Source organism: Amycolatopsis sp. NPDC114505, from assembly GCF_055633615.1.
The window spans coordinates 2,215,715-2,235,952 of record NZ_JBVKDV010000001.1 but is presented as its reverse complement, the minus strand read 5'-3'; the positions used below and the strand labels follow the sequence as shown (position 1 = coordinate 2,235,952).

The 20,238-nt window shown below is 71.2% G+C and carries 22 protein-coding genes; 12 read left to right on the top strand and 10 right to left on the bottom strand.

Features of this window, described 5'->3' with window-relative positions:
* Positions 1 to 132: 132 nt before the first annotated feature.
* The 4 genes from ACZ7OU_RS11170 to ACZ7OU_RS11155 are packed head-to-tail and all read right to left on the bottom strand — an operon-like array spanning position 133 to position 3,654.
* The gene (locus ACZ7OU_RS11170) at positions 133 to 1,338 is read right to left on the bottom strand and encodes an ABC transporter permease (RefSeq protein WP_470242086.1); all 1,206 of its coding nucleotides are present in this window, start codon (positions 1,336 to 1,338) and stop codon (positions 133 to 135) included.
* On the bottom strand, positions 1,335 to 2,021 hold the full coding sequence (locus ACZ7OU_RS11165) for an ABC transporter ATP-binding protein (RefSeq protein ID WP_470254965.1): 687 nt from the start codon (positions 2,019 to 2,021) through the stop codon (positions 1,335 to 1,337). The genes ACZ7OU_RS11170 and ACZ7OU_RS11165 overlap by 4 nt, the downstream gene beginning before the upstream one ends.
* Entirely contained in the window at positions 2,018 to 3,112 is a 1,095-nt protein-coding gene (locus tag ACZ7OU_RS11160) for a peptidoglycan-binding protein (protein WP_470254964.1), read from the bottom strand. The genes ACZ7OU_RS11165 and ACZ7OU_RS11160 overlap by 4 nt, the downstream gene beginning before the upstream one ends.
* Positions 3,109 to 3,654 (bottom strand): hypothetical protein, encoded by a 546-nt coding sequence (locus tag ACZ7OU_RS11155; RefSeq protein WP_470242089.1) that lies wholly within the window; start codon positions 3,652 to 3,654, stop codon positions 3,109 to 3,111. Before ACZ7OU_RS11155 ends, ACZ7OU_RS11160 begins: the two co-directional genes overlap by 4 nt.
* 113 nt (positions 3,655 to 3,767) lie before the next feature.
* On the opposite strand from ACZ7OU_RS11155, the gene ACZ7OU_RS11150 reads away from it, so the two are divergent.
* The 3 genes from ACZ7OU_RS11150 to sepH all read left to right on the top strand — a co-directional run bounded on the left by ACZ7OU_RS11150 (position 3,768) and on the right by sepH (position 6,610).
* Complete coding sequence (locus ACZ7OU_RS11150; protein WP_400895625.1) at positions 3,768 to 4,430, top strand: response regulator transcription factor; 663 nt, start codon at positions 3,768 to 3,770, stop codon at positions 4,428 to 4,430.
* A complete protein-coding gene (locus tag ACZ7OU_RS11145) occupies positions 4,427 to 5,572 on the top strand; it encodes a sensor histidine kinase (protein ID WP_470254963.1) in 1,146 nt (381 codons plus the stop codon). Before ACZ7OU_RS11150 ends, ACZ7OU_RS11145 begins: the two co-directional genes overlap by 4 nt.
* A gap of 189 nt (positions 5,573 to 5,761) precedes the next feature.
* Positions 5,762 to 6,610: a septation protein SepH gene (gene sepH / locus ACZ7OU_RS11140; protein ID WP_470242091.1), complete on the top strand. Its 849-nt coding sequence runs from the start codon at positions 5,762 to 5,764 to the stop codon at positions 6,608 to 6,610.
* Here the strand turns inward: sepH and ACZ7OU_RS11135 are convergent.
* Positions 6,607 to 6,966 carry an MmcQ/YjbR family DNA-binding protein gene (locus ACZ7OU_RS11135; RefSeq protein WP_470242092.1) on the bottom strand — a complete coding sequence of 120 codons (360 nt, stop codon included), beginning with the start codon at positions 6,964 to 6,966 and terminating at the stop codon, positions 6,607 to 6,609. The two genes, sepH and ACZ7OU_RS11135, sit on opposite strands and share 4 nt — an antisense overlap.
* A gap of 57 nt (positions 6,967 to 7,023) precedes the next feature.
* Here ACZ7OU_RS11135 and ACZ7OU_RS11130 point away from each other — a divergent pair, with 57 nt between their 5' ends.
* On the top strand, positions 7,024 to 8,481 hold the full coding sequence (locus ACZ7OU_RS11130; protein WP_470254962.1) for a hypothetical protein: 1,458 nt from the start codon (positions 7,024 to 7,026) through the stop codon (positions 8,479 to 8,481).
* On the opposite strand, the gene ACZ7OU_RS11125 is transcribed toward ACZ7OU_RS11130, so the two are convergent.
* Positions 8,478 to 9,089 (bottom strand): DUF2537 domain-containing protein, encoded by a 612-nt coding sequence (locus ACZ7OU_RS11125; protein ID WP_470254961.1) that lies wholly within the window; start codon positions 9,087 to 9,089, stop codon positions 8,478 to 8,480. The genes ACZ7OU_RS11130 and ACZ7OU_RS11125 overlap by 4 nt on opposite strands.
* Before the next feature lie 38 nt (positions 9,090 to 9,127).
* On the bottom strand, positions 9,128 to 9,934 hold the full coding sequence (locus tag ACZ7OU_RS11120; RefSeq protein ID WP_470254960.1) for a TrmH family RNA methyltransferase: 807 nt from the start codon (positions 9,932 to 9,934) through the stop codon (positions 9,128 to 9,130).
* Positions 9,935 to 10,145: 211 nt separating this feature from the next.
* Here ACZ7OU_RS11120 and ACZ7OU_RS11115 point away from each other — a divergent pair, with 211 nt between their 5' ends.
* The 6 genes from ACZ7OU_RS11115 to ACZ7OU_RS11090 all read left to right on the top strand — a co-directional run bounded on the left by ACZ7OU_RS11115 (position 10,146) and on the right by ACZ7OU_RS11090 (position 15,957).
* Positions 10,146 to 11,645: a glutamate-cysteine ligase family protein gene (locus ACZ7OU_RS11115; RefSeq protein WP_470254959.1), complete on the top strand. Its 1,500-nt coding sequence runs from the start codon at positions 10,146 to 10,148 to the stop codon at positions 11,643 to 11,645.
* A gap of 16 nt (positions 11,646 to 11,661) precedes the next feature.
* Positions 11,662 to 12,258 carry a TetR/AcrR family transcriptional regulator gene (locus tag ACZ7OU_RS11110; protein WP_470242097.1) on the top strand — a complete coding sequence of 199 codons (597 nt, stop codon included), beginning with the start codon at positions 11,662 to 11,664 and terminating at the stop codon, positions 12,256 to 12,258.
* Between the two features lie 73 nt (positions 12,259 to 12,331).
* Positions 12,332 to 12,991 carry a biliverdin-producing heme oxygenase gene (locus ACZ7OU_RS11105; RefSeq protein ID WP_470254958.1) on the top strand — a complete coding sequence of 220 codons (660 nt, stop codon included), beginning with the start codon at positions 12,332 to 12,334 and terminating at the stop codon, positions 12,989 to 12,991.
* Between the two features lie 198 nt (positions 12,992 to 13,189).
* Positions 13,190 to 13,813 carry a superoxide dismutase gene (locus ACZ7OU_RS11100; protein ID WP_247017949.1) on the top strand — a complete coding sequence of 208 codons (624 nt, stop codon included), beginning with the start codon at positions 13,190 to 13,192 and terminating at the stop codon, positions 13,811 to 13,813.
* Between the two features lie 102 nt (positions 13,814 to 13,915).
* Positions 13,916 to 14,719 carry an arylamine N-acetyltransferase family protein gene (locus ACZ7OU_RS11095; RefSeq protein ID WP_470254957.1) on the top strand — a complete coding sequence of 268 codons (804 nt, stop codon included), beginning with the start codon at positions 13,916 to 13,918 and terminating at the stop codon, positions 14,717 to 14,719.
* 221 nt (positions 14,720 to 14,940) lie between these two features.
* On the top strand, positions 14,941 to 15,957 hold the full coding sequence (locus tag ACZ7OU_RS11090) for a hypothetical protein (RefSeq protein ID WP_470254956.1): 1,017 nt from the start codon (positions 14,941 to 14,943) through the stop codon (positions 15,955 to 15,957).
* On the opposite strand, the gene ACZ7OU_RS11085 is transcribed toward ACZ7OU_RS11090, so the two are convergent.
* Complete coding sequence (locus tag ACZ7OU_RS11085) at positions 15,954 to 17,210, bottom strand: MFS transporter (protein WP_470242101.1); 1,257 nt, start codon at positions 17,208 to 17,210, stop codon at positions 15,954 to 15,956. The genes ACZ7OU_RS11090 and ACZ7OU_RS11085 overlap by 4 nt on opposite strands.
* 113 nt (positions 17,211 to 17,323) lie before the next feature.
* Positions 17,324 to 17,755, bottom strand: a complete 432-nt coding sequence (locus ACZ7OU_RS11080; protein WP_470242102.1) for a MarR family winged helix-turn-helix transcriptional regulator — start codon at positions 17,753 to 17,755, stop codon at positions 17,324 to 17,326.
* 97 nt (positions 17,756 to 17,852) lie between these two features.
* On the opposite strand from ACZ7OU_RS11080, the gene ACZ7OU_RS11075 reads away from it, so the two are divergent.
* Positions 17,853 to 18,437 (top strand): hypothetical protein, encoded by a 585-nt coding sequence (locus ACZ7OU_RS11075; protein WP_470242103.1) that lies wholly within the window; start codon positions 17,853 to 17,855, stop codon positions 18,435 to 18,437.
* Here ACZ7OU_RS11075 and ACZ7OU_RS11070 read toward each other — a convergent pair whose 3' ends face one another.
* Entirely contained in the window at positions 18,438 to 19,907 is a 1,470-nt protein-coding gene (locus ACZ7OU_RS11070) for an NCS2 family permease (RefSeq protein WP_470242104.1), read from the bottom strand.
* Between the two features lie 82 nt (positions 19,908 to 19,989).
* On the opposite strand from ACZ7OU_RS11070, the gene ACZ7OU_RS11065 reads away from it, so the two are divergent.
* Positions 19,990 to 20,217 (top strand): DUF2530 domain-containing protein, encoded by a 228-nt coding sequence (locus ACZ7OU_RS11065; protein ID WP_470242439.1) that lies wholly within the window; start codon positions 19,990 to 19,992, stop codon positions 20,215 to 20,217.
* Positions 20,218 to 20,238 lie beyond the last annotated feature (21 nt).

Here is a 20,238-nt window from a genome sequence, read left to right as displayed (position 1 = left end):
CTGGTGCGGCTCATTCAACCCGCCGGACGGCGGCCGCGAATCTCCCAGCGTGCGCTCTTCCCACTGCGCATCCTCGGAGGTACCGCGAGGCCCCGCCTTCCCGGGGAAGTGCACGTTCCCCGGGAAAGCGCGTCAGGCCAGCGCCTGCGTCGGCGCCAGCCGGGCGGCCCGCATCGCCGGGTAGGCCCCCGCGATCGCCCCCACCAGTGCCGCCACCCCGACGCCGCCGAGCAGCGTCGCCCACGGCAGCACCGCCGGCCAGCCCTGGCTCAGTGCGTAGCCCGCCGTCACCAGCACCCCGACCAGCACCCCGGCGAGCCCGCCGAGCCCGGACAGCAGCACCGACTCGGCCAGGAACTGCCCGCGGATCTGGCGTTTCGTCGCCCCGAGCGCGCGGCGCAGGCCGATCTCGCGCCGCCGTTCCAGCACCGAGATGACCATCGTGTTGGCCACCCCGACCCCGCCGACCAGCAGCGCGACCCCGCCGAGACCCAGGAACAGCGCGCTGTAGGTCGTGTCCGTCAGCTTCTGCGCGGCCAGCGCGTCCGACGGGCGGCGCACCTCGACCTCGTTGGGCGCCTGCGGGTTCAGCGTCGCGCCCAGCACCGACCGGACACCGTCCACTTGGGACTCCTGCGCCCGGACGTACACAGTGGACGGATGGCCGTCGAACCCGAGCAGCCGCTTCGCGACGTCCCAGCCGACCAGCACCGACCGTTCGACCTCCGGGGCCAGCGGCATCGGCGAGAGGATCCCCACGACGGTGAACCACTGCGTCCCGATCAGCACCTGCGGCGGACGGGCCGGGTCGATGTGGTCGATCCCGAGCCGGGCCGCGGCCTGCGAACCGAGCACCGTCACCGGGTAGTCCTGGTTCCCCGCCGCGAGGAACGCCCCGGCCCGGACCTTCCCGCCGAGCACGCCCAGCAGGTCCGGCTTCGCCGCGTACACGGCGAGCCCGGAGGTGTCGTCCGGCGCGATCTTGTCGCTGCGCCGCACGCTGGCCGACGTGTTCCCGGTGCCGCTGGCCGCCTGCACCGGGCCGATCCGCTTGGCCATCGGGACGGCGTCGTCGGGCAGCACGGCGTCCTTCCCGAACAGCGTCTGCCCCGGCCCGGCGGTGAGCAGGTTCGTGCCGAGTGCGGCCAGCCGGTCGTGCAGGGCCTGCGCGCCGGACGCCGGGATCGCCAGCACCGCGACCATCGCCGCGACGCCGATCGCGATGCCCAGCGCGGAAAGCACCGCGCGCACGGGCCGGGTGCGCATGCCGTGCGCACCGAGCGCGACGACGTCCGGCGGCTTGAGCCGGGCCGGTTCCGGCAGCGTCACGAGGGTCATCGCGCCCCCACCAGACCGGTGTCCAGGCGGAGGTGCCCGTCGAGCAGCTCGATCCGGCGCGGCATGCCGCCGGCGATCTCGCGGTCGTGGGTGATCACGACGATCGTGGTGCCGCCGGTGGACAGCTCGCCGAGCAGCGCGAGCACCGACGCGCCGGTGCCGGTGTCGAGGTTGCCGGTCGGCTCGTCGGCCAGCAGGATCGACGGCTCGTTGACGACCGCCCTGGCGATCGCGACGCGCTGGCGTTCCCCGCCCGAGAGCTCACCGGGCCGGTGCCACGCCCGGTGCCCCAGCTTGACGCGGTCGAGCGCCGCCAGTGCCCGCTCGCGACGCCGTCGCCGCGGCACCCCGGCGTAGAGCAGCCCGGTGCACACGTTGTCCACCGCACTCATCCCTTCGTCGAGGAAGAACTGCTGGAACACGAACCCGATCCAGCGCGACCGCAGCGCGGAGACCTTGCGGTCCGGGAGCACGGCGACGTCGTGGCCGTGCAGCTCGACGCGGCCCGACGACGGCCGGTCGAGCGTGCCCATCAGGTGCAGCAGCGTGGACTTGCCGGAGCCCGACGGCCCGACGATCGCCACCATCTCTCCCTGTTCGAGGGCCAGCGAGACGCCGTCGAGCGCGGCGACCCCGCCGGGGTAGGTGCGCGTGACCTCGTGGACGCGCAGCACGGGCGTCACGACGTCGTCACCACCCGCATGCCCGCGCTCAGGCCGGCGCCGGTGACCTCGACCTTGCCGCCGCTGAACAGTCCCGTTTGGACGGCGACGAGCCGGCGCCGGCCGTTCTCGTCGACCTCGACCGCGTAGCCGCCCTCGGCGAGCGCGAGCAGCGCGCCGACCGGGACCGCGAGGACGCCCTGGTGGACGTCCTTGGTGAACCGGACGGTCGCCGGGGACGAATCGAGGGGGCCGCCCGCCGCCGGGTCGTCCAGCTTGACGGCCACGGTGATCTTGGGCTTGCCGTCGTCCTGCCCCGCCGCGTCCTTGCCCTCGACGGCGGACCGCCCGACGTCGGTGATCGTGCCCTGCGTCGTCTTCCCGTTGATGGTCACGGACGCCTTCGCGCCTTGCTCCGCGAGACCCTGCTTCGCCGCGTCGAGCTTCACCTGCACCGACCGGACGGTCCCGGTCGTCTTGAGCACCTCGCCCTGGGCCGGCGAACCGGGCTTGGCCGACAGCGCCGAAACGCGGACCTCGCCCGCCGCGAGCACGACGTCGCCTTGGCCGAACGCGCCGGTCTGCTCCAGCCCCAGCGACTTCTGCCACTTCTTCAGCGCGGCCGCCGTCGCCGAGGTGAACTTCTTGTCCGGCGTGCCGAAGCCGCCGAAACCGCACGCCTTGAGGTTCTCTTCGAGCTGTTTGACGTCGGCACCGTCGTCCGCGCCGGTGGCGAGGTCGCGGTAGAACGGCAGCGTGCCGTAGAAGAGCGGCACCGGCTTCGCGTCCACTCCGTACACCGGCTTGCACCGGGTGATCGTGGCGCCGGCGGCGGGCAGCGACGTGATCGTGCCGGGCTTGCGGCCCTGGACGGTCTCCTCGTCGCCGTAGCCGAGAGTGCCGTCGGCTTCTTCCTCCTCGCTGAGGTCGGTCTTGACGACCTCGGCGGTCTCGACCGCGGGCGGCGTGGCCTCCTTGACGGTCGTCGCGTCCGAGACGCGCGTCAGGATCACGACGGAGCTGGTGCCGAGCACCACGACGAGGACCGCACCGGCGATGAACCAGCGCGTCCGGCCGCGGCGGCGCGGTTTCAGGTGGGTCACCTCATTCACTTCCCGGCCTCCGCACGGCCGCTGGAGGCGAAGCCGAGCCCGCACGCCTTGGCGGCCTCTTCGAACTTCTTCTGGTCATCGCCGACGCTCCCGGCCCGGGTCATGCCCTTGCCGCTCGGGTCGGGGTCCGGCATGTCGATGCCGTGGTCGCGCATGCACTTCGCGTCCTTGCGCATCTTGTCGAGCTCCTCGGCGCTCGGCGGCTTCATCTCGCCGCCGTTGGGCATGAGGCTCTTGCACGCCTTCTGCGCGGCTTCGATCTTCGACGCGTCGGCGCCGTCGCCGCCCAGGGTGATCGCCATGCCGCCGCCGTCGCCCGCCGGTTTGGGGTCGGGCATGTCGACGCCGTGCTCGCGCATGCACTTGGCGAAGTCGCGCATCTTGTCCTCGTCGCTCTTGCCACTGTTGTCGGCGGCCGTGGGGCCGCCCGACTTCGGCGGCGTCGAGATCGACGCGACCTTGTCGCCGTCGTCCCCCTTCGCGCCGCAGCCCCCGAGCAGCAGGGCCGCCCCGAGCGCCGCGACGACGATCCGTGTCCGCATGGCTCGCTCCTCTCTCCTTCGCTTGGGTGCCAGGTCTACGGATCGGGGGATTCGGGCGCGCTAAGCGACGTCGCTTATGCGGTCCTTATGGCCTCCCTGCGCAGACTGGGCGGGTGCGGGTGCTGGTGGTGGAGGACGAACGGCTGCTGGCCGACTCCGTGGCGGAGGGGTTGCGGCGGTTTTCGATGGCCGTCGACGTCTGTTACGACGGCGAGCAGGCCCTGGAGCGGGTCGGCGTGCACGGCTACGACGTCGTGGTCCTCGACCGCGACCTGCCGAAGGTGCACGGCGACGCCGTGTGCGCGGCGGTGGTCCGGGCGGGCGGGGAGGCCCGCGTGCTGATGCTGACCGCGGCCGCCGACGTCACCGACCGCGTCGCGGGCCTGGGCCTCGGCGCCGACGACTACCTGACGAAGCCGTTCGCGTTCGCCGAGCTGGTCGCCCGGGTGCAGGCGCTTTCGCGGCGCGCGCGGCCCGCGTTGCCGCCGGTGCTGGAACGCGACGGCGTCGTGCTCGACCTGCCGCGTCACCAGGCCGCCCGCGACGGCCGGTTCCTGCTGCTCTCGCCGAAGGAGTTCGCCGTGCTCGAGGTGCTCATGCGGGCCGAGGGCGCGGTGGTCAGCGCCGAGGACCTGCTGGAGAAGGCGTGGGACGAGCACGCGGACCCGTTCACGAACGCGGTGCGCGTCGCGGTGATGACGTTGCGCCGGAAGCTCGGCGACCCGCCGGTGATCGGAACCGTGCCGGGCGCCGGCTACCGGTTCGGCACGCCGTGAACGGCTTTTCGGTCCGCGCGAAGCTCACCGCCTGGTACGGCGCGCTGTTCCTGCTCGCCGGGCTGGTGCTCGTGGTGATCAACTACCTGCTGGTGCAGAGCACGCTGCCGGACCCGGCCCGGGTCGCCTTGTCGACGGTCGGCTCGGCCGACCTGACCTACGGCGTCCCGGCGCAGACGGTGCCCGCGGCCGGCGTCGCGATGCGGCTGGTCAGCGGCTCACTCGACGAATACCGCTCCTCGACGCTGTCCACGCTGGTCGTCGGCTCGGCGATCGCGCTGGTGGCGACGGCGGCACTGGCCGTGCTGTTCGGCTGGCTGATGGCGGGCCGCGCGCTGCGGCCGCTGCACGACATCACGTCGACGGCGCGGCGGCTGGAGGCGGGCAAGCTCGACCGGCGGATCAACCTGAAGGGGCCGCCCGACGAGCTGAAGGAGCTGGCGGACACGTTCGACGGCATGCTCGACCGGCTCGCGGAGTCGTTCGACAGCCAGAAGCGGTTCGTCGCGAACGCGTCGCACGAGCTGCGGACGCCCCTGGCGGTGCAGCGGACGCTGGTCGAGGTGGCGATGGCCGACCCCGAAGTGACGCCTGAGCTGCGGAAGCTCGGCACGCACCTGCTGCACACGAACGAGCGCAGCGAGCGGATGATCGAGGGCCTGCTGGTCCTGGCCCGCAGCGACCGCGGCCTCACCGCGCGCGCCCCGGTCCGGCTCGACGACGTGGTGGCCTCGGTGGTCCGGGCGACGTCCGCCCAGGCGGCCGCGGCGGGGGTGAAGGTGGAGACGCGGCTGCGGCCCCGGGTGGTCGCGGGCGACCCGGTGCTGCTCGAGCGCCTGGTGACGAACCTGCTGGTCAACGCGATCACGTACAACGCGTCGGGCGGCTGGGTGTACGTCGAGGTCCGCGGCGACCCGGCGCTGGAGGTCCGGAACTCGGGACCGGTGGTGCCGCCCGAAGCCGTCCCGACGTTGTTCGAGCCGTTCCGCCGGGTCGGTTCGGAGCGGACCGGCGACACGCGCAACGCGGGGCTCGGGTTGTCGATCGTGCGCTCGGTGGCCCAGGCGCACGGCGGGTACGCGGAGGCTCAGCCGGGCCGTCGCGGCGGTCTGACGGTGCTGGTCCGCCTGCCGCCGTCGTGATCCACTCGATCGTGACTGACCGTGTCCGGCGTGTCACCCGGCGGCCGCTGACCTGGGTGATCCATGATGCGGACGTCGCGAATTGAACAGTGGGCAGTTCTGCATGGACTCGGCGCGCCTCGCACGTCAAGCCGACGCGCCGTTCTAACGTGGGCACCCACAACGGTGAAGCATCGGGGAAGGCGAACAATGCGCACGCTTCGGGTAGTCGGGTTGCACGAGGACGGTAAGTCCATCGTGTGCGAAGACTCGGCGAGCGGTACGCGCTTCCTCCTCCCGGCCGATGAGAGACTGCGCGCGGCGGCGCGGGGAGACATCACCCGCCTCGGCCAGATCGAAATCGAGTTGGAGAGCCAGATGCGGCCACGCGAGATCCAGGCGCGAATCCGCGCCGGCGAATCAGTCCAGCAAGTCGCGAGCGGCGCCGGGATTTCGGAGCAGCGCGTCGAGCGTTACGCCTACCCCGTGCTCCTCGAGCGGTCCCGGACCGCCGAGCTCGCGCAGAGCGCGCACCCGGTCCGTGAAGACGGCCCCGACGTGCAGACGCTCGGCGAGGTCGTCGCGTACGGCTTCGGCGTCCGCGGGCACGACTACTCGAAGGCCACTTGGGACGCCTGGAAGGGCGACGACGGCCGCTGGGTCGTCGTGCTGAGCTGGAAGGCCGGGCGGTCGGACAACCGCGCGCACTGGGCGTTCGCACCCGGGGCGCACGGCGGCACGGTCGTGGCGCTCGACGAGAACGCCGAGGTCCTGCTCGACCCGAACGCCTACCGCGCGCCCCGCACGGTCCGCGCCCTCGACCCGGCCCGCGACGCGGAGTTCCAGCCGACGCTGGACTCGGTGCCACCGCAGGACCACGCCGAGCTGCCGGCCGCCGAGCCGGACCCGGACGACGACACCCGCGAGATCCCCCGCGTCCCGGCGGATCCCGAAGAGGACACCGCGACCGACCAGCCGCGGCCGAAGGCCAAGAAGAACCACCCGATCGTGCCGTCCTGGGAGGACGTGCTCCTCGGGGTCCGCTCGCAGCGCGGCTAGGCCTGCTCCACCTGCGCCGCGAGCGTCTTCGGGGCCACCTGCCGGTAGGCCTCGCGGACGATCCGGTCGATCTCACCCCAGTCGACGTCGACGTCCAGCCGCACGCCCAGCCAGCCGCGGTGCCCGACGTACGCCGGCCGGAAGAAGCGTCCGGGCTCGGTGCGCACCAGCTCTTCCTGCGCGCCGGGCGGCGCCGGGCACCAGAAGGCGAGCCTGCCGTCGCCGTGGTGGTCGTCGGCGAACATGACGAACGTCTTCTTGCCGCGCACGAACCACGCCGGCGACCCGTGGCTGAGCCGCTCGGTCGCTTCGGGCAGGGCCAGGCACAACTTCCGCAAAGCGTCCAGCTGCCGCATGCCGCCAGGTTACGATGTCACGCTGAGGGAGGAATCGGTCATGCAGCGTGATGTCCGGTGGTGACGGCGACGGCGTCGCCCGGCGAGCAGGCCTGGCTGCTCCGCCAGGGCGAGCTGAAGTTCGGGGCGTTCTCCGGCGCGCCGGTGGTCGAGGTCTCGCCGCTGCTGTGGGCGCTCGAGCCCGCCGTCGTCCGGCAGGTCGCGGCCGCCCGCCGGTACCGCGAGACCCCGCCCGACCAGTCCGGCACGCTGCGGTTCGAGTTCGCACCCGGCTGGTTCCCGCCGCACTTCGACCGCGGCCCGGGCACAGCCGCCGGCCGCCGCCGGCTCGGGAAGCTGCTGGCCGGGCAGGACCAGTTCTGGGCGAGCCTGCGCAGGCTGCGGCTGAGCCGGGCGGACGTCGGCGACGTCGCGGCGGCCGCCGGGATGGCCGTGGTGGCCGAGGCTTCCGACCCCACGGACCGGCTCTTGCTGCTGCGCCGCACCGGCCTGCCCGAGGAGGAGCTGCGGCCGCGCACCGCGTGGCGGATCACCCGGCAGCACGTCTGGTTCGCACTGGGCACCCTGTTCGCCGCCTCGATGCTCACCGCGGTCGTCTGGGGACAGCTGACGCGGTGGGCGCTCGGGCCGTTGCTGCTGATCTCCGGCGCTCTGCTGGCGATGGTCATCGGCTCGGTGGCGACGCGGGTCGTCGCCGGCCGCTCCCCGCGCCTTCCCTGGCTGGACGCGCAGTTCGACGGACGGCCGCGAGCCGCCGTCCCCTACCCGGTCTCGCTGTCCACGGAGCTGCTCGCCGAGGTCGCCTCGCGGTACGGCTACTTCTACGGCGGCCCGGTCATCACCGGGCGCAACGAGACGTCGCACCTCTTCGTGAAGTGCCGTCCCGGCCTGGTGTTCGGCACGCCGCACGCTCTCCTCACCCCGCCCCGCTTCGAGCCGCCGGCCGGCGCGCCAAACCGGGAGCAGTGGCTGCGCAACCACCTCGACGGCCGGGCCGAGCTGTGGGTGAGCGTCCGGCACGCGAAGCTGCCGCCGGCCCGGATCGCCGCGATCGCCGGCGAGGAGGGCTTCTCACCCGTCGCGGAGTTCACCGACCCCACCGACCTGATCCTGCTGCTGCGCCGCCCCTCGGCGGCCCCGCCGGCCCCGCGGCGGTTCCGGATGTCGCTGGCCGGCTTCGTCGCCCCGGCGGTGTGGATCGTGCTGTGCCTCGGCGGCAGCGTCGTGACGGCCGCGATCACCGGCGACACCCACCTCTCGGCCATCGGGTTCAGCCTCACGGTGCTCGGCGTGCCCCCGCTGCTGTGGGTGCTGCGGGTCTTCCCCCGGTCCACGCGCGTCGGGTGGCTGGCCGGGGAGTTCACCGGGCGGCCCAGCGTCAGCTTCTTCACCGGCCAGTTCGACGTCTCCCCCGAGCTCGTCGCCCGGATCGCCGGCTACCACGGCTACGCCTTCCGCTCCCAGACCGCGACGCGCGCCCAGGGCACGCTCGTCACCTACGTCCGGTACCGCTAGAAGGCGATCACCAGCACGCCGACCCACGCGATCACGACGCCGCCCGCCGCGCCGTACGCGGCCCAGCGCAGGATCGGGGTGCGGCGGATCAGCCACAGCGACGGCGTGATCCCGGCCGTCACGACGACCGACGCCACCAGCGCCAGCCAGCCGCTGGTCTCGCGGGCCAGCGTCGAGGCCAGCGCCAGCATGGCCACCACGACGACGGCCGCGATGAACGCCGAGACGGTCAGGCCGGTCAGCCACGGCGTCGGCTCCCCGGGCGGGTCCGACGGGCCGAGCACCATCCGGACGAGCCGGTGGCCGCGTGCTTCCGGCCGCGGCGGCGGTTCGACGACCGTGTCGGCGCCGGTCACCGGGTCCACGAACCGCACGGTCGTGCCCATCACCGAGGCGAGCCGGCCGGCCAGCTGACGGCCGCGCTGCGAGACGACGGCGCCCGCTTCGGCCCCGGAGTCGGCGGAAACCGCGGACGCGACGCGCGCCCATTCGTGCAGGGCCTGCGCGAGGTCCGAGCCGATCGCGAGCTTGTGCGGGTCGACCTCGCGCGCCTGCTCCCCGCCGGGTCCGGCGAGCACCGCGCGCTCACCGCGGATCCGCAGCTCCATGGTGTCCTTTCGCGCCGGTTTCGCCTCGAATCGAAACCTTAGTCGGCCCGGGCGAGTTCGTAGAAGGCCACGGCGGCGGCCGTCGCGATGTTGAGCGAGTCGACTCCGGCCGGCATGGGTATCCGGATCGCGTGATCAGCCGCCGCCAGCGCCGTTTCGGTCAGTCCGGGACCTTCCGCGCCGAACAGCAGCGCCACCCGGCCGGGCGCGTGCGCCCGCAGTTCGCGCAGCGGGACCGAGCCCGGCCGCGGTGTGCACGCGGCGACGGCGAACCCGCGCGCCTTCAGGTCGTCGAGCCCGCCCGGCCAGTCCGTCAGGTACCCGAAGGGCACGCGCAGGACGTGTCCCATCGACACGCGCACGCTGCGCCGGTACAGCGGGTCGGAACAGCCGGGCCCGAGCAGCACCCCGCCGACGCCGAGCGCGGCCGCGTTGCGGAAGAGCGAGCCGAGGTTTTCGTGGTCCCCCACCCCTTCGAGGACGGCGATCGTGCCGGCGTCCGCGACGACGTCGGAAACCGTCAGCGGCGCCGGCCGGTCCGCGACGGCGAGGATCCCGCGGTTGAGGTGGAAGCCGACGACGTCGGCCATCGTCTCCGCGGAAGCGGCGTACCGGGGCACGTCGAGCCCGGCGAGGTCGTCGGCCAGCTCGGCGAACCGCCGTTCGACGCCCAGCAGCGCCCGCACCGGGTACCGGGACGCCAGCAGCCGGGACACCACGACGGTGCCTTCGGCGATGACGAGTCCCTTGCCGCCCGGGCGGTCCGGGCGCCGGTCCGCTGTGGACAGGTGCCGGAAATCGTCGACCCTGGGGTCGCCGCTTTCGGCGATGTGGATCAGGCCCATCCGTCCAGTCTGTCATCCGCTTGCCGGGCGCTTCACTGGTCCGAACGTCGAGCCGGGGGTGGTACGAACGGGGGTATTTTGCTTTCGGTTAACCCCCCGTGACAGAGAGCACCAGTTTGGCCGCTAGCCCGGTTGCATCGGCTGTGTAACGGTTGTCCGCCGGGACCTGAAACACGTCCTAGTTCCACGCCGACGAAAAGCAGGGATGGTCATGGGGATGGACCTCGCGGCTCAACCGTTCAACACGCTCGACCGGGGACGGTACCGCCGCAAGGTGCAGCGATGCCTGGACACGCTGGCCCGCATGCTCACCGACGGCAGTTTTTCCTTCCCCCGCAAGAACATCGGCCTCGAGGTCGAGCTGAACCTGGTCGACCGCGAGCTGCGCCCGTCGATGACGAACACCGCCGTGCTGGAGGCGCTCGACGACCCGTCGTTCACCACCGAGCTGGGCCAGCACAACATCGAGCTGAACGTGCCGCCGCGGCCGCTGGCCGGCGATTCGGCGCTCCAGCTCGAAGACGACCTTCGCGCGTACCTCGCGACGGCGGCGTCGAAGGCCCGAGACACCGGGTCGTCGCTGGCGATGATCGGCATCCTGCCGACGTTGAAGCACGAGCACTTCGACCAGAAGTGGCTCACCAACAAGACCCGGTACGCCACGCTGAACGACCAGATCTTCGCCGCGCGCGGCGAACGCACGGTGCTCGCGATGGAAGGCGCGCCGCTGGCGGGCCACCCGCCCGAGCGGCTGCGCAGCTACGCGGAGTCGATCCTGCCGGAGGCCGCCTGCACCAGCGTGCAGCTGCACCTCCAGGTCGCGCCGGAAGAGTTCGCGGCGCACTGGAACGCGGCGCAGTGCCTGGCCGGGCTGCAGATCGCGCTCGCGTCGAATTCGCCGTTCCTGCTGGGGAAGGCGCTCTGGCACGAGACGCGCATCCCGCTGTTCCTGCAGGCGACCGACACCCGGCCGGAGGAGCTGAAGAACCAGGGCGTGCGGCCGCGGGTGTGGTTCGGCGAGCGCTGGATCACGTCGATCTTCGACCTGTTCGAGGAGAACGTCCGCTACTTCCCCGGCCTGCTCCCGGAAACCGACGTCGAAGACCCGATCGAGGCGCTCGACGCGGGCCAGGCGCCGAAGCTCACCGAGCTGCGCATGCACAACGGCACCATCTGGCGCTGGAACCGCCCGGTGTACGACGTCGTCGACGGCCTGCCGCACCTGCGGATCGAGAACCGGGTGCTGCCGGCCGGGCCCACGGTCGTCGACACCGTCGCGAACGCGGCGTTCTTCTACGGCGCCCAGCGCGCGCTCGCCGAGGCGGAACGCCCGGTGTGGAGCCAGATGTCCTTCCAGGCCGCGGAGGAAAACCTGTACGCCGGCGCGCGGCGCGGCTTCGATGCGCAGCTGTACTGGCCGGGCATCGGCTGGATCCCGCCGGACGAGCTGGCGCTGCGCGTGCTGCTGCCGCTCGCCCACGAGGGGCTGCGCCGCTCCGACGTCTCCGACGAGGCCCGCGAGCGCTACCTCGGCATCATCGAGCGCCGATGCCTCGCACGGCGGACCGGGGCGACCTGGCAGCGTGACTACGTCCTGCGCGCGCAGGAACGCGGGCTCGACCGCGAGACGGCGCTGACCCGGATGCTCGGGCGCTACCTGGAGCTGTCGGAGTCCGGCGAGCCGGTGCACACCTGGCAGCTGGGTGATTGAGCGCTAGCCTGAGCCGATGCCGAAGATTCTCGGTGAGTCGCTCGAAGCCCACCGGCGCGAGGTCCGCACGCGGGTCTTCGAAGTCCTGCGCGCCCAGCTCTACGAACGCGGCTTCGACGCGATCACGCTCGCCGGGGTCGCCTCGGCGGCCGGGGTGGGCCGGACCGCGCTGTACAACCACTTCCCCGACAAGGAAAGCCTGCTCGTCGCGTTCGTCGAGGACGAAGCCGCGCGGTACGTCACACGGCTGACCGAAGCCGTCGAGGCCCACGCCGACCCGGTCGAGCAGCTCGCCACGTTCGTCCGGCTGCAGCTGCGCGTGCTGGCCGAATACCACATGCCGCCCGGCACGGCGCTCGCGTCGGCGCTCGCACCCGCGGCCTACCGGCGGATCAGCGCGCACGCCGACCCGATCACCGACCGGCTGCGCGCGATCCTGGCCGGCGGCGTCGACCTGGGGCGCTGGCCGGCCGAGGACCCGGACGTCCTGATCCCGATGATCACCGCGGCGCTGGGCAATCGCACGCTGGTCGACGGGCCCCCTGAGCAGCTGGGAGACGTCGTCGAGGCCGCGGTGCGATTCGTGCTCCGAGCGGTCGGAGCTGCGATTTAGGGTAGCCTAAGCCGGCGAAATGCCCTACGATCTTTCTGACAGCGTGTCAGATCGATCGCCGGGAGGCTGCCCCATGTCGGTGACCACGGACGCTCGCCCGTTCTCGGCGACCCTGCGCGCGTCGACGCTCCAGGTGCACGAAAAGGCGAACTACTCGACGTACATGCGTGCCCTGCTCGGCGGTGAGCTGACGCAGGAGGGCTACACGCAGCTGGCGATCCAGTACTACTTCATCTACAGCGCGATCGAGGCGGCGAGCGACCGCATGGCCGGTCACCCGATCGGCGGCGAGTTCGTGTTCGACGAGCTGCGGCGGCTGCCCCACCTCGAGCGTGACCTCGCCCACCTGGTCGGCCCGGACTGGCGCACGGCGATCGCACCGCTGGCCTCGACGCAGGCGTACGTCGCGCGCGTCGGCGAAGCGTCTTCGTGGGCGGGCGGGTACGTGGCGCACCACTACACGCGCTACCTGGGCGACATCGCGGGCGGCCAGGCGATCCGACGGCTGCTGGAGAAGGCGTACGACGTCGCCGAGGCGGGCACGCTCTTCTACCACTTCGACGGGATCGGCAGCGCGCCCCGCTTCCGCGACCGGTACCGCGCGAAGCTGGACAGCGCGCCGTGGGACGAGGCCGAGCGCGCGCGGGTGATCGACGAGACGCTGGTGGCGTTCGAATGCAACGTCGCGGTGTTCGAGGAGCTGGCCTCTCGGCTGAACGAGTACCGCGCCTGAATGATCGTCGTCACAGGTCGTTGACCTCCAGTTAGGTCCAGGTAGCAGGCTCGGTTTCGGGTGGCGGACCCTCGGGTACGCCACTATCGAGCCGGTCGTCCCACGCAGTGACGACCCACGCGCCCCCGCTCGCCGCGGAGGGCGGTGTGCTACTAGGTTCGATACCGGAAACTTGTGTCGAAGACAGAAGGAGGGCCAATGGCCCGCTACGAGCTCCCCGATCTCGACTACGACTACAGCGCCCTGGCGCCCCACATCTCCGGCGAGATCAACGAGCTGCACCACAGCAAGCACCACGCGACCTACGTCAAGGGCGCGAACGACACGCTCGACAAGATCGCGGAAGCCCGTGACGCCGGCAACTTCGGCGACATCGTCGGCCTGCAGACCACACTGGCCTTCCACCTCGCCGGCCACGCGAACCACGTCGTCTGGTGGAAGATCCTGTCGCCCGAAGGCGGCGACAAGCCGACCGGCGAGCTCGCGGCCGCGATCGACGAGGCGTTCGGCTCCTTCGACAAGTTCAAGGCGCAGTTCACCGCCGTCGCGACGACGATCCAGGGCAACGGCTGGGCCGCGCTCTCCTGGGACCCGATCGGCAAGACGCTGATCACCCAGCAGCTGCGCGACCACCACAACAACCTGGTCCTGCCGACCGTGCCGATCCTGCTGGTCGACGTCTGGGAGCACGCGTTCTACCTGGACTACAAGAACGTCAAGCCGAAGTACGTCGAGGCCCTGTGGAACATCTACAACTGGGCCGAGATCTCCAAGCGCTTCGACAACGCCGTCGCCGGCGGCAACGGCCTGCTGCTCGGCTGAGTTCTTCCGGCAACGGGGCTCTCCTTCACGGGAGGGCCCCGTTTTTCGTCACCGGGTGAAATCGCTTGACCTCGAGTGCGGTCGAGGTGTGAGAGTGAACCCATGGACGTTGACGCGTATCTGGCCCGCCTCGGTGTCGCGTGGCCCGCGGCGGCCGACCTGGCCACCCTGCGCCGGCTGCAGGAACACCACCTGGCCACGGTCCCCTTCGAGAACCTGAGCATCCACCTCGGCGAGCCCGTCGTGCTGACCGAAGAAGCCTTGGCGGACAAGATCGTGGCACGCCGGCGGGGCGGCTTCTGCTACGAGCTCAACGGCCTCTTCGCGGCGCTGCTGCGCGAACTCGGGTTCGCCGCTTCCCTGCACGCGGCGCAGGTCTTCCGCCCGGACGGCACCCTCGGCCCGCCCCTGGACCACGCGGCGATCATCGTCGAGCTCGACGAGCCGTGGCTGGTCGACGTCGGTTTCGGCCGGTTCTCCCGGCACCCGCTGCGACTGTCCGGCGTGGACGCCCAGTCCGATCCGGACGGCGAGTTCCTGCTCCTGGACGCACCCCACGGCGACATCGACGTCGTGCAGGACGGCAAGCCCCAGTACCGGCTGGAGCGCCGTCCGCGGCCGCTCTCGGACTTCGTCCCGATGGCGTGGTGGCAGGCGACGTCCCCGGAGTCCCACTTCACGAAGTCCCTGACGTGCTCCCGTCCGACGTCCCAGGGCCGGGTGACGCTGTCGGGCGACCGGCTGATCGAGACGGTCGAAGGCGTCCGGCACGAGGTCGCGCTGCCGACGGAAGCCGCGGTCCGCATGGCGTACCGGGTCTACTTCGGCCTCCCGCTGACGCGACTGCCCACGCCACCGGGTGAGAGTCCCTTGACGAGCGGCGCACTCAGCCCGACACTGCCGTGAAGTGAACGAAGCCCCGGCCTGGGGTTCCCAGGGCCGGGGCTCCGTCCGTTCCCGAACTGACTGCCGCTCCCACCACGAAGCGGACATGCATGAGGTTAGCCTAACCTCACCTCTCGGACAAGAGGTCTGCGTGCGAGACCCGGATCTCACTCGTCCGGGTGAGCTGAGCGCCCTTTTCTGTCGGTGCGTGCCGATACGGTTACGCCGTGAACATGAGGGGGATGAAGAAAGACCGCACCGTGCTGATCGCCGTCTCGCTGACGGCGGTCTTCTCGCTGTTGGTCGGGCTGACCTGGTTCTCGACCCACGACTCACCGAAGGAGGCGCCGAGGGCACTGCCACCCGTCTGGCCGACGGCGCAGGGCGAGGCGCTCCGGCCGGTCCCGATGCCGACCGGCGAGCTGGCCGCGACGCTGCCGTTCAGGAGCTCGGGGCAGGTGCTCTGCAACGCCGTCCCGGAAGAGACCTGGCGCAGGGTGCTGGGCGGCCCGGTCCTGCGCGAGGTGTCGTCCGGGGCCTGCCACGTGGTCACCGCCGACCTGGACGTCAGCGCGAACACCTGGGACCGGGTTCCGGCCCCCGGAGTCGAACCGGCCGAAGTCACGGTCGCCGGGCATCGGGGCACGATGGCCAAGAGCCCCGTCAGCCCCGCCTTCGACGCGATGCTGAACGTCCGGCTCGCCGACATCGACGACGAGTGGGCGGCACCCGAACTCCAGCTCCGGGTCGCGAGCAAGGCGAGCGGCCGCGACGAACGTGATTTCCGGGGGATGGCGGAGGAGCTGGGCACCGCGATGGTCGCGGCGATCACCACTCCGGGCCCATCACTGCCGAACGAGGCGGAGCGGCTGCACCCACCCGAGATGGCCCCGATCCCCGGCACGGGTATCGCCGATGCCGCCTATCCGGTGATCATGCGGCAGCTCTGCACCCAGCTGGCCCGGGGTCTGGCGGTCCCTCTCGACCAAGTCGAGCCCGCCTGGCCGGGCACGTGCAAGCACAAGAGCAATGGAGCCGAAGCCCAGCTCTCGTACAGCGCGGACAGCACGACGAAGACCTTCGGCGACAGCTTCGCGGGCCGCCCGGCGGACGTGAGCGAGCCGGGCGGCGTCATCGAAGTCCAGCTCGTCGACGGTTCCCAGCAGACCCTCGTGGTCAGGCTGTACGACCTCGACCGGGCCACGCCGGGGATCCGGAAGCTCGCGGAGAAGGTGGTGCCACCGCTCCTCGGCCGCTAGACCTTCGCCCGCTTGAGCACCCGGAGCCCGAACCCCCGCTGCACCGGCCAGGAAACCCCACCTCGCCGGATCAGCACGACCGCACAGACCACCGCGGCCAGCGCCGAAACCGCGCCGCCGATGTAGAAGGGAGAACGCCCGCCGAAGGCCTGCGCCATCCAGCCCACCATCGGGCCGCCGATCGGGTTGCCGCCGATGAGCACCAGCACGTACAGCCCCATCACGCGGCCGCGCATCTCGGGGCTGACCGAGGTCTGCACCAGCGCGTTCGCCGTGTTGAGGAACGTCATCGTGGCGAAGCCGAGCGGGATCAGGCCGAGGCCGAACGTCAGGTACGTCGGCATGAACGCCGTGATCAGCTCGAACACGCCGAGGAAGAACGCCGACACCAGCATCAGCCGCACCCGCGGCCGGCCCTTCGTCCCGCGGCGGGCCGACATGATCGCGCCGGTGAACGTGCCGACCGCGACCAGTGTCGAGAGCAGCCCGTAGCCGTCGGCCGCGGTGTGGAAGACGTTCGCCGCGACGATCGGGAGCGAGCTGAAGTAGGTGATGCCGAACGTGCTGACGAACAGCACCAGCACCATCACCGTCATCAGGTCCGAGCGCCGCCGGACGTACCGCAGACCCTCGGCCAGCTGCCCCTTCTCGCGCGGCACGGCGGCGACGCGGAACAGCTTGTCCGGGTTCATCAGGATCAGCCCGGCGATCACCGCGACCGTGCTGACCGCGTTCGCGATGAACAACCAGCCGGTCCCGATCCACGTGATCGCGAACCCGGCGATCGCCGGTCCGACGATCCGCGCCATGTTGAAGATCGACGAGTTCAGCGCGACCGCGTTGGCGATCTGGTCCCGGCCGACCATCTCGGCGACGAACGACTGCCGCGTCGGCACTTCGAGCGACGCGGTGATGCCGAGCGTGAAGCACAGGACGTAGACCTGCCACAGCGCCACGAGCCCGGTGATGTCGAGGACGCCGAGCACCACGGCCTGCGAACACGCCGCGGCCTGGATCCAGATCAGCAGCCGCCGCTTGTCGACGCGGTCGGCGAGGACGCCGGCCCACAGCGAGAGGAACAGCGTCGGCGCGAACTGCAGCGCCACCGCGATGCCGAGGGCGATCGGGTTGTTGCCGCTGAGGGTGAACACCAGCCAGTCCTGGGCGATGCGCTGCATCCAGGTGCCGATGTTCGAGATGACCTGGCCGGTGAAGAACAGCCGGTAGTTGCGGATCCGCAGCGACGCGAACATGCTGCCGCGCTTCGAAGGGGATGGTGGCGAGGCGGACGGCGGTGGTGCCGTGTCCCGGGTAGCAGTGGTCTCGATGGAACGTGTGATTTCGCTACCCGTGGCCGTCACCGTGGTTAGTTCCCCGCCATCCTGTCTATGATTTCGGCGGCTTTTGAGAGCACTTCGCGCTCTTCGTCGCCGAGTTCCGCCAGCTGCCTGTCCAGCCACGCCTCCCGCACGGAGATGGCCCGCTGCACGTAGGCCAGTCCGCTCGCGGACAGCTCGACGATGGCCTGCCGGCCATCGGTCGGGTGCGGGCGCCGCTCGACGAACTTCATCTCCTCGAGCGCGGCGATCACCCTCGTCATCGAGGGCGGCTGGACGCCTTCCTTCGCGGCGAGCTGACCCGGGGTCAGCGCACCGCACTTGTGCAGGGTGGACAGCGCGGCGACCTGAGTCAGCGTGAGGTCGTCCCCGACGCGCTGTGCCCGCAGCCGGCGGTTGAGCCGGACCACCGCGAGACGCAGACGGCTCGCCAAGGAGCGTTCGTGCGTGTCGCCGGACATATAGTTAGCATACCTTACGAAACTTCGCCCGCACGGGTGATCTCCACCGCAACCCCCGCGACCCCCAGGCGTCCTCTCCTCGGAGACTGGGGGTTCGATGAACAAGAAGCTGGTGGGCTCGGCCGTGGTCGGCGCGGCCGCCGTGGCGATCGTGGCGGCGCAGTTCTGGGGCGGCGAAGACGCTCCGGCGGCCGCCCCACCGCCGCCCGCGCCGACGACGACGACAACGCCGTACATCACCCAGCAGTCGATGGAGGCCTACAACTTCCCCGACGTCGCCGGCGGACGCGGCTGGTCGATCCAGATCCCGGTCCCCTCGGGCTGGACCGTCACCCACGAGAACGACCGCGCGAGCTACCGCAGCGGCCACCTCCTGCTGGAGACCGACAAGGTGCCGATCACGCAGGAGGACGCGCTGAGCGGACTCCAGGCCCTGGCCGCGAAGGCGCACCGAGACGGCTCGGTCGTCACGCCCGTGGCGGCCGGCGACTTCGGGAACGGGGACGCGGCGAAATGGGACTACACCTACCTCCGTGACGGCAGCTATCCGGAACGGGTCACCGTCATCGGCCTCGGCGCGGGCGACAGCCTCGTCACCATCCGCTACGAGGCGCCACCCGAGGAGTTCGACAGCAACCGCGGCGTGCTGGACGCCGCGATGCACGTCAGTGCCCCGGGCTGATCAGCTGAACGCCGCCTGGAGCGGCCCGACCGCGAAGTACGCGACGAACGCCACCGCGATCACCCACATCAGCGGGTGCACCTGGCGCGCCTTGCCGGTCGCCGCGCGGATCACGACGTAGCTGACGAAGCCGGCGCCGATGCCGTTGGCGATCGAGTACGTGAACGGCATGACGACGATCGTCAGGAACGCGGGCAGCGCGATCGAGTAGTCGGTGAAGTCGATGTCGCGGACCTGCGCCATCAGCATCGCGCCGACGACGACCAGCGCCGGCGCGGCCGCCTCGACCGGCACGACCTGGTAGAGCGGCGTCAGGAACATCGCGGCGATGAAAAGCACGCCGGTGACGATGTTCGCCAGGCCCGTCCGCGCGCCCTCGGCGATGCCGGCCGCCGATTCGACGAACACCGTGTTCGAGCTGGCCGAACCGAAGCCGCCGGCCGCGCCCGCGAGACCCTCGACGAACAGCGCCTTGCCGACGTTGGGCAGCTGCCCGTCCTTCGGCAGCAGGTCGGCCTCCTTCGCGAGGCCGGTCATGGTGCCCATCGCGTCGAAGAAGTCGGCCAGGACCAGCGTGAACACCAGCAGGCAGACGGTGATGATCGGCAGCCGCGTCCAGGCGCCGAACGAGACGTCACCGACCAGCGAGAGGTTCGGCAGGCCGACGACCTGGTCCGGCAGCGCCGGGTAGCCGAGGTTCCAGCCCTTCGGGTTCGTGCCCTGCGACGGCCCGGCCTTGACGATCGCCTCGACGACGATGGCCAGCACGGTCGAGGACAGCACGCCGATGAGGATCGCGCCCTTGACCTTGCGCACGACCAGGACGCCGGTGATCAGCAGGCCGACGACGAACACCGCGGTCGGCCAGGAGGCGATCGAGCCGTTGATGCCCAGGCCGACCGGGACGGTGGTGTGGGCGTCGTCCGGCAGCCGGCGCACGAACCCCGCGTCGACCAGGCCGATCAGGCAGATGAACACGCCGATGCCGACGGCGATCGCGGACTTCAGCGACGCCGGCACCGCCCGGAACACCGCGGTGCGGAACCCGGTGAGCACGAGCGCGACGATGATGACGCCCTCGATGACGACCAGGCCCATCGCTTCGGGCCAGGTCATCTGCGGGGCGATGGTGACCGCGACCAGGCTGTTGATGCCCAGGCCGGTGGCGATGGCGAACGGGTAGTTCGCGACCAGCCCCATCAGGATGGTCATCACGCCGGCGACGAGCGCCGTCACGGCGGCGACCTGCGAAACGGGCAGGATGCCGCCGAGGAGGTCCTTGTGCGCGCCCGCGTCACCGGCCGAGAAACTGCCGATGATCAGCGGGTTCAGCACCACGATGTAGGCCATCGTGACGAAGGTGACCAGTCCGCCGCGCAGCTCGCGCGGGACGGTCGACCCCCGTTCGGTGATCTTGAAGAACCGGTCCAGTGTGGACGTCCCGGTGCGGGTCGTCTCCTGCTCCGCCATTCGCCTGCCCATTCTCTCGCTGCTGCGGAGTACCCTGCACCTCGTGAGTGATCCGAGCAATCCACCGGAGGTTACGGGCTCGTTGCGGCACACGCCGGAGCTGCCCAAGAAGCTGACCGACCTGACGCCGGTGGTGATCGTAGGCACTTCGATCTGGGCTGTCGCGCTGGTGGTGCTCTTCTTCACGACTTCGGGGCTCTGGGTGGAGACAGCGCTCTCCGGGTTCGTGCTCGGGTTCATCGGCCTGGCGATCATCGGCTGGCAGCGCGCCGCCGCCCGCCGGGGTTCGAAGTCGGCGCAGCGGCTCTGAGGCTGTCCGCTCTGACGCTGT

Coding starts and splice junctions, on each gene's coding strand:
- ACZ7OU_RS11125 (WP_470254961.1), bottom strand. CDS start 9,089: ATGGAGCTGCGGATCCGCGGTGAGCGCGCGGTGCTCGCCGGACCCGGC.
- ACZ7OU_RS11080 (WP_470242102.1), bottom strand. CDS start 17,755: ATGTCCGGCGACACGCACGAACGCTCCTTGGCGAGCCGTCTGCGTCTC.
- ACZ7OU_RS11090 (WP_470254956.1), top strand. CDS start 14,941: ATGAAGAAAGACCGCACCGTGCTGATCGCCGTCTCGCTGACGGCGGTC.
- ACZ7OU_RS11135 (WP_470242092.1), bottom strand. CDS start 6,966: ATGCGGCAGCTGGACGCTTTGCGGAAGTTGTGCCTGGCCCTGCCCGAA.
- ACZ7OU_RS11170 (WP_470242086.1), bottom strand. CDS start 1,338: ATGACCCTCGTGACGCTGCCGGAACCGGCCCGGCTCAAGCCGCCGGAC.
- sepH (WP_470242091.1), top strand. CDS start 5,762: ATGCGCACGCTTCGGGTAGTCGGGTTGCACGAGGACGGTAAGTCCATC.
- ACZ7OU_RS11100 (WP_247017949.1), top strand. CDS start 13,190: ATGGCCCGCTACGAGCTCCCCGATCTCGACTACGACTACAGCGCCCTG.
- ACZ7OU_RS11105 (WP_470254958.1), top strand. CDS start 12,332: ATGTCGGTGACCACGGACGCTCGCCCGTTCTCGGCGACCCTGCGCGCG.
- ACZ7OU_RS11110 (WP_470242097.1), top strand. CDS start 11,662: ATGCCGAAGATTCTCGGTGAGTCGCTCGAAGCCCACCGGCGCGAGGTC.
- ACZ7OU_RS11155 (WP_470242089.1), bottom strand. CDS start 3,654: ATGCGGACACGGATCGTCGTCGCGGCGCTCGGGGCGGCCCTGCTGCTC.
- ACZ7OU_RS11070 (WP_470242104.1), bottom strand. CDS start 19,907: ATGGCGGAGCAGGAGACGACCCGCACCGGGACGTCCACACTGGACCGG.
- ACZ7OU_RS11095 (WP_470254957.1), top strand. CDS start 13,916: ATGGACGTTGACGCGTATCTGGCCCGCCTCGGTGTCGCGTGGCCCGCG.
- ACZ7OU_RS11120 (WP_470254960.1), bottom strand. CDS start 9,934: ATGGGCCTGATCCACATCGCCGAAAGCGGCGACCCCAGGGTCGACGAT.
- ACZ7OU_RS11085 (WP_470242101.1), bottom strand. CDS start 17,210: ATGTTCGCGTCGCTGCGGATCCGCAACTACCGGCTGTTCTTCACCGGC.
- ACZ7OU_RS11075 (WP_470242103.1), top strand. CDS start 17,853: ATGAACAAGAAGCTGGTGGGCTCGGCCGTGGTCGGCGCGGCCGCCGTG.
- ACZ7OU_RS11115 (WP_470254959.1), top strand. CDS start 10,146: ATGGGGATGGACCTCGCGGCTCAACCGTTCAACACGCTCGACCGGGGA.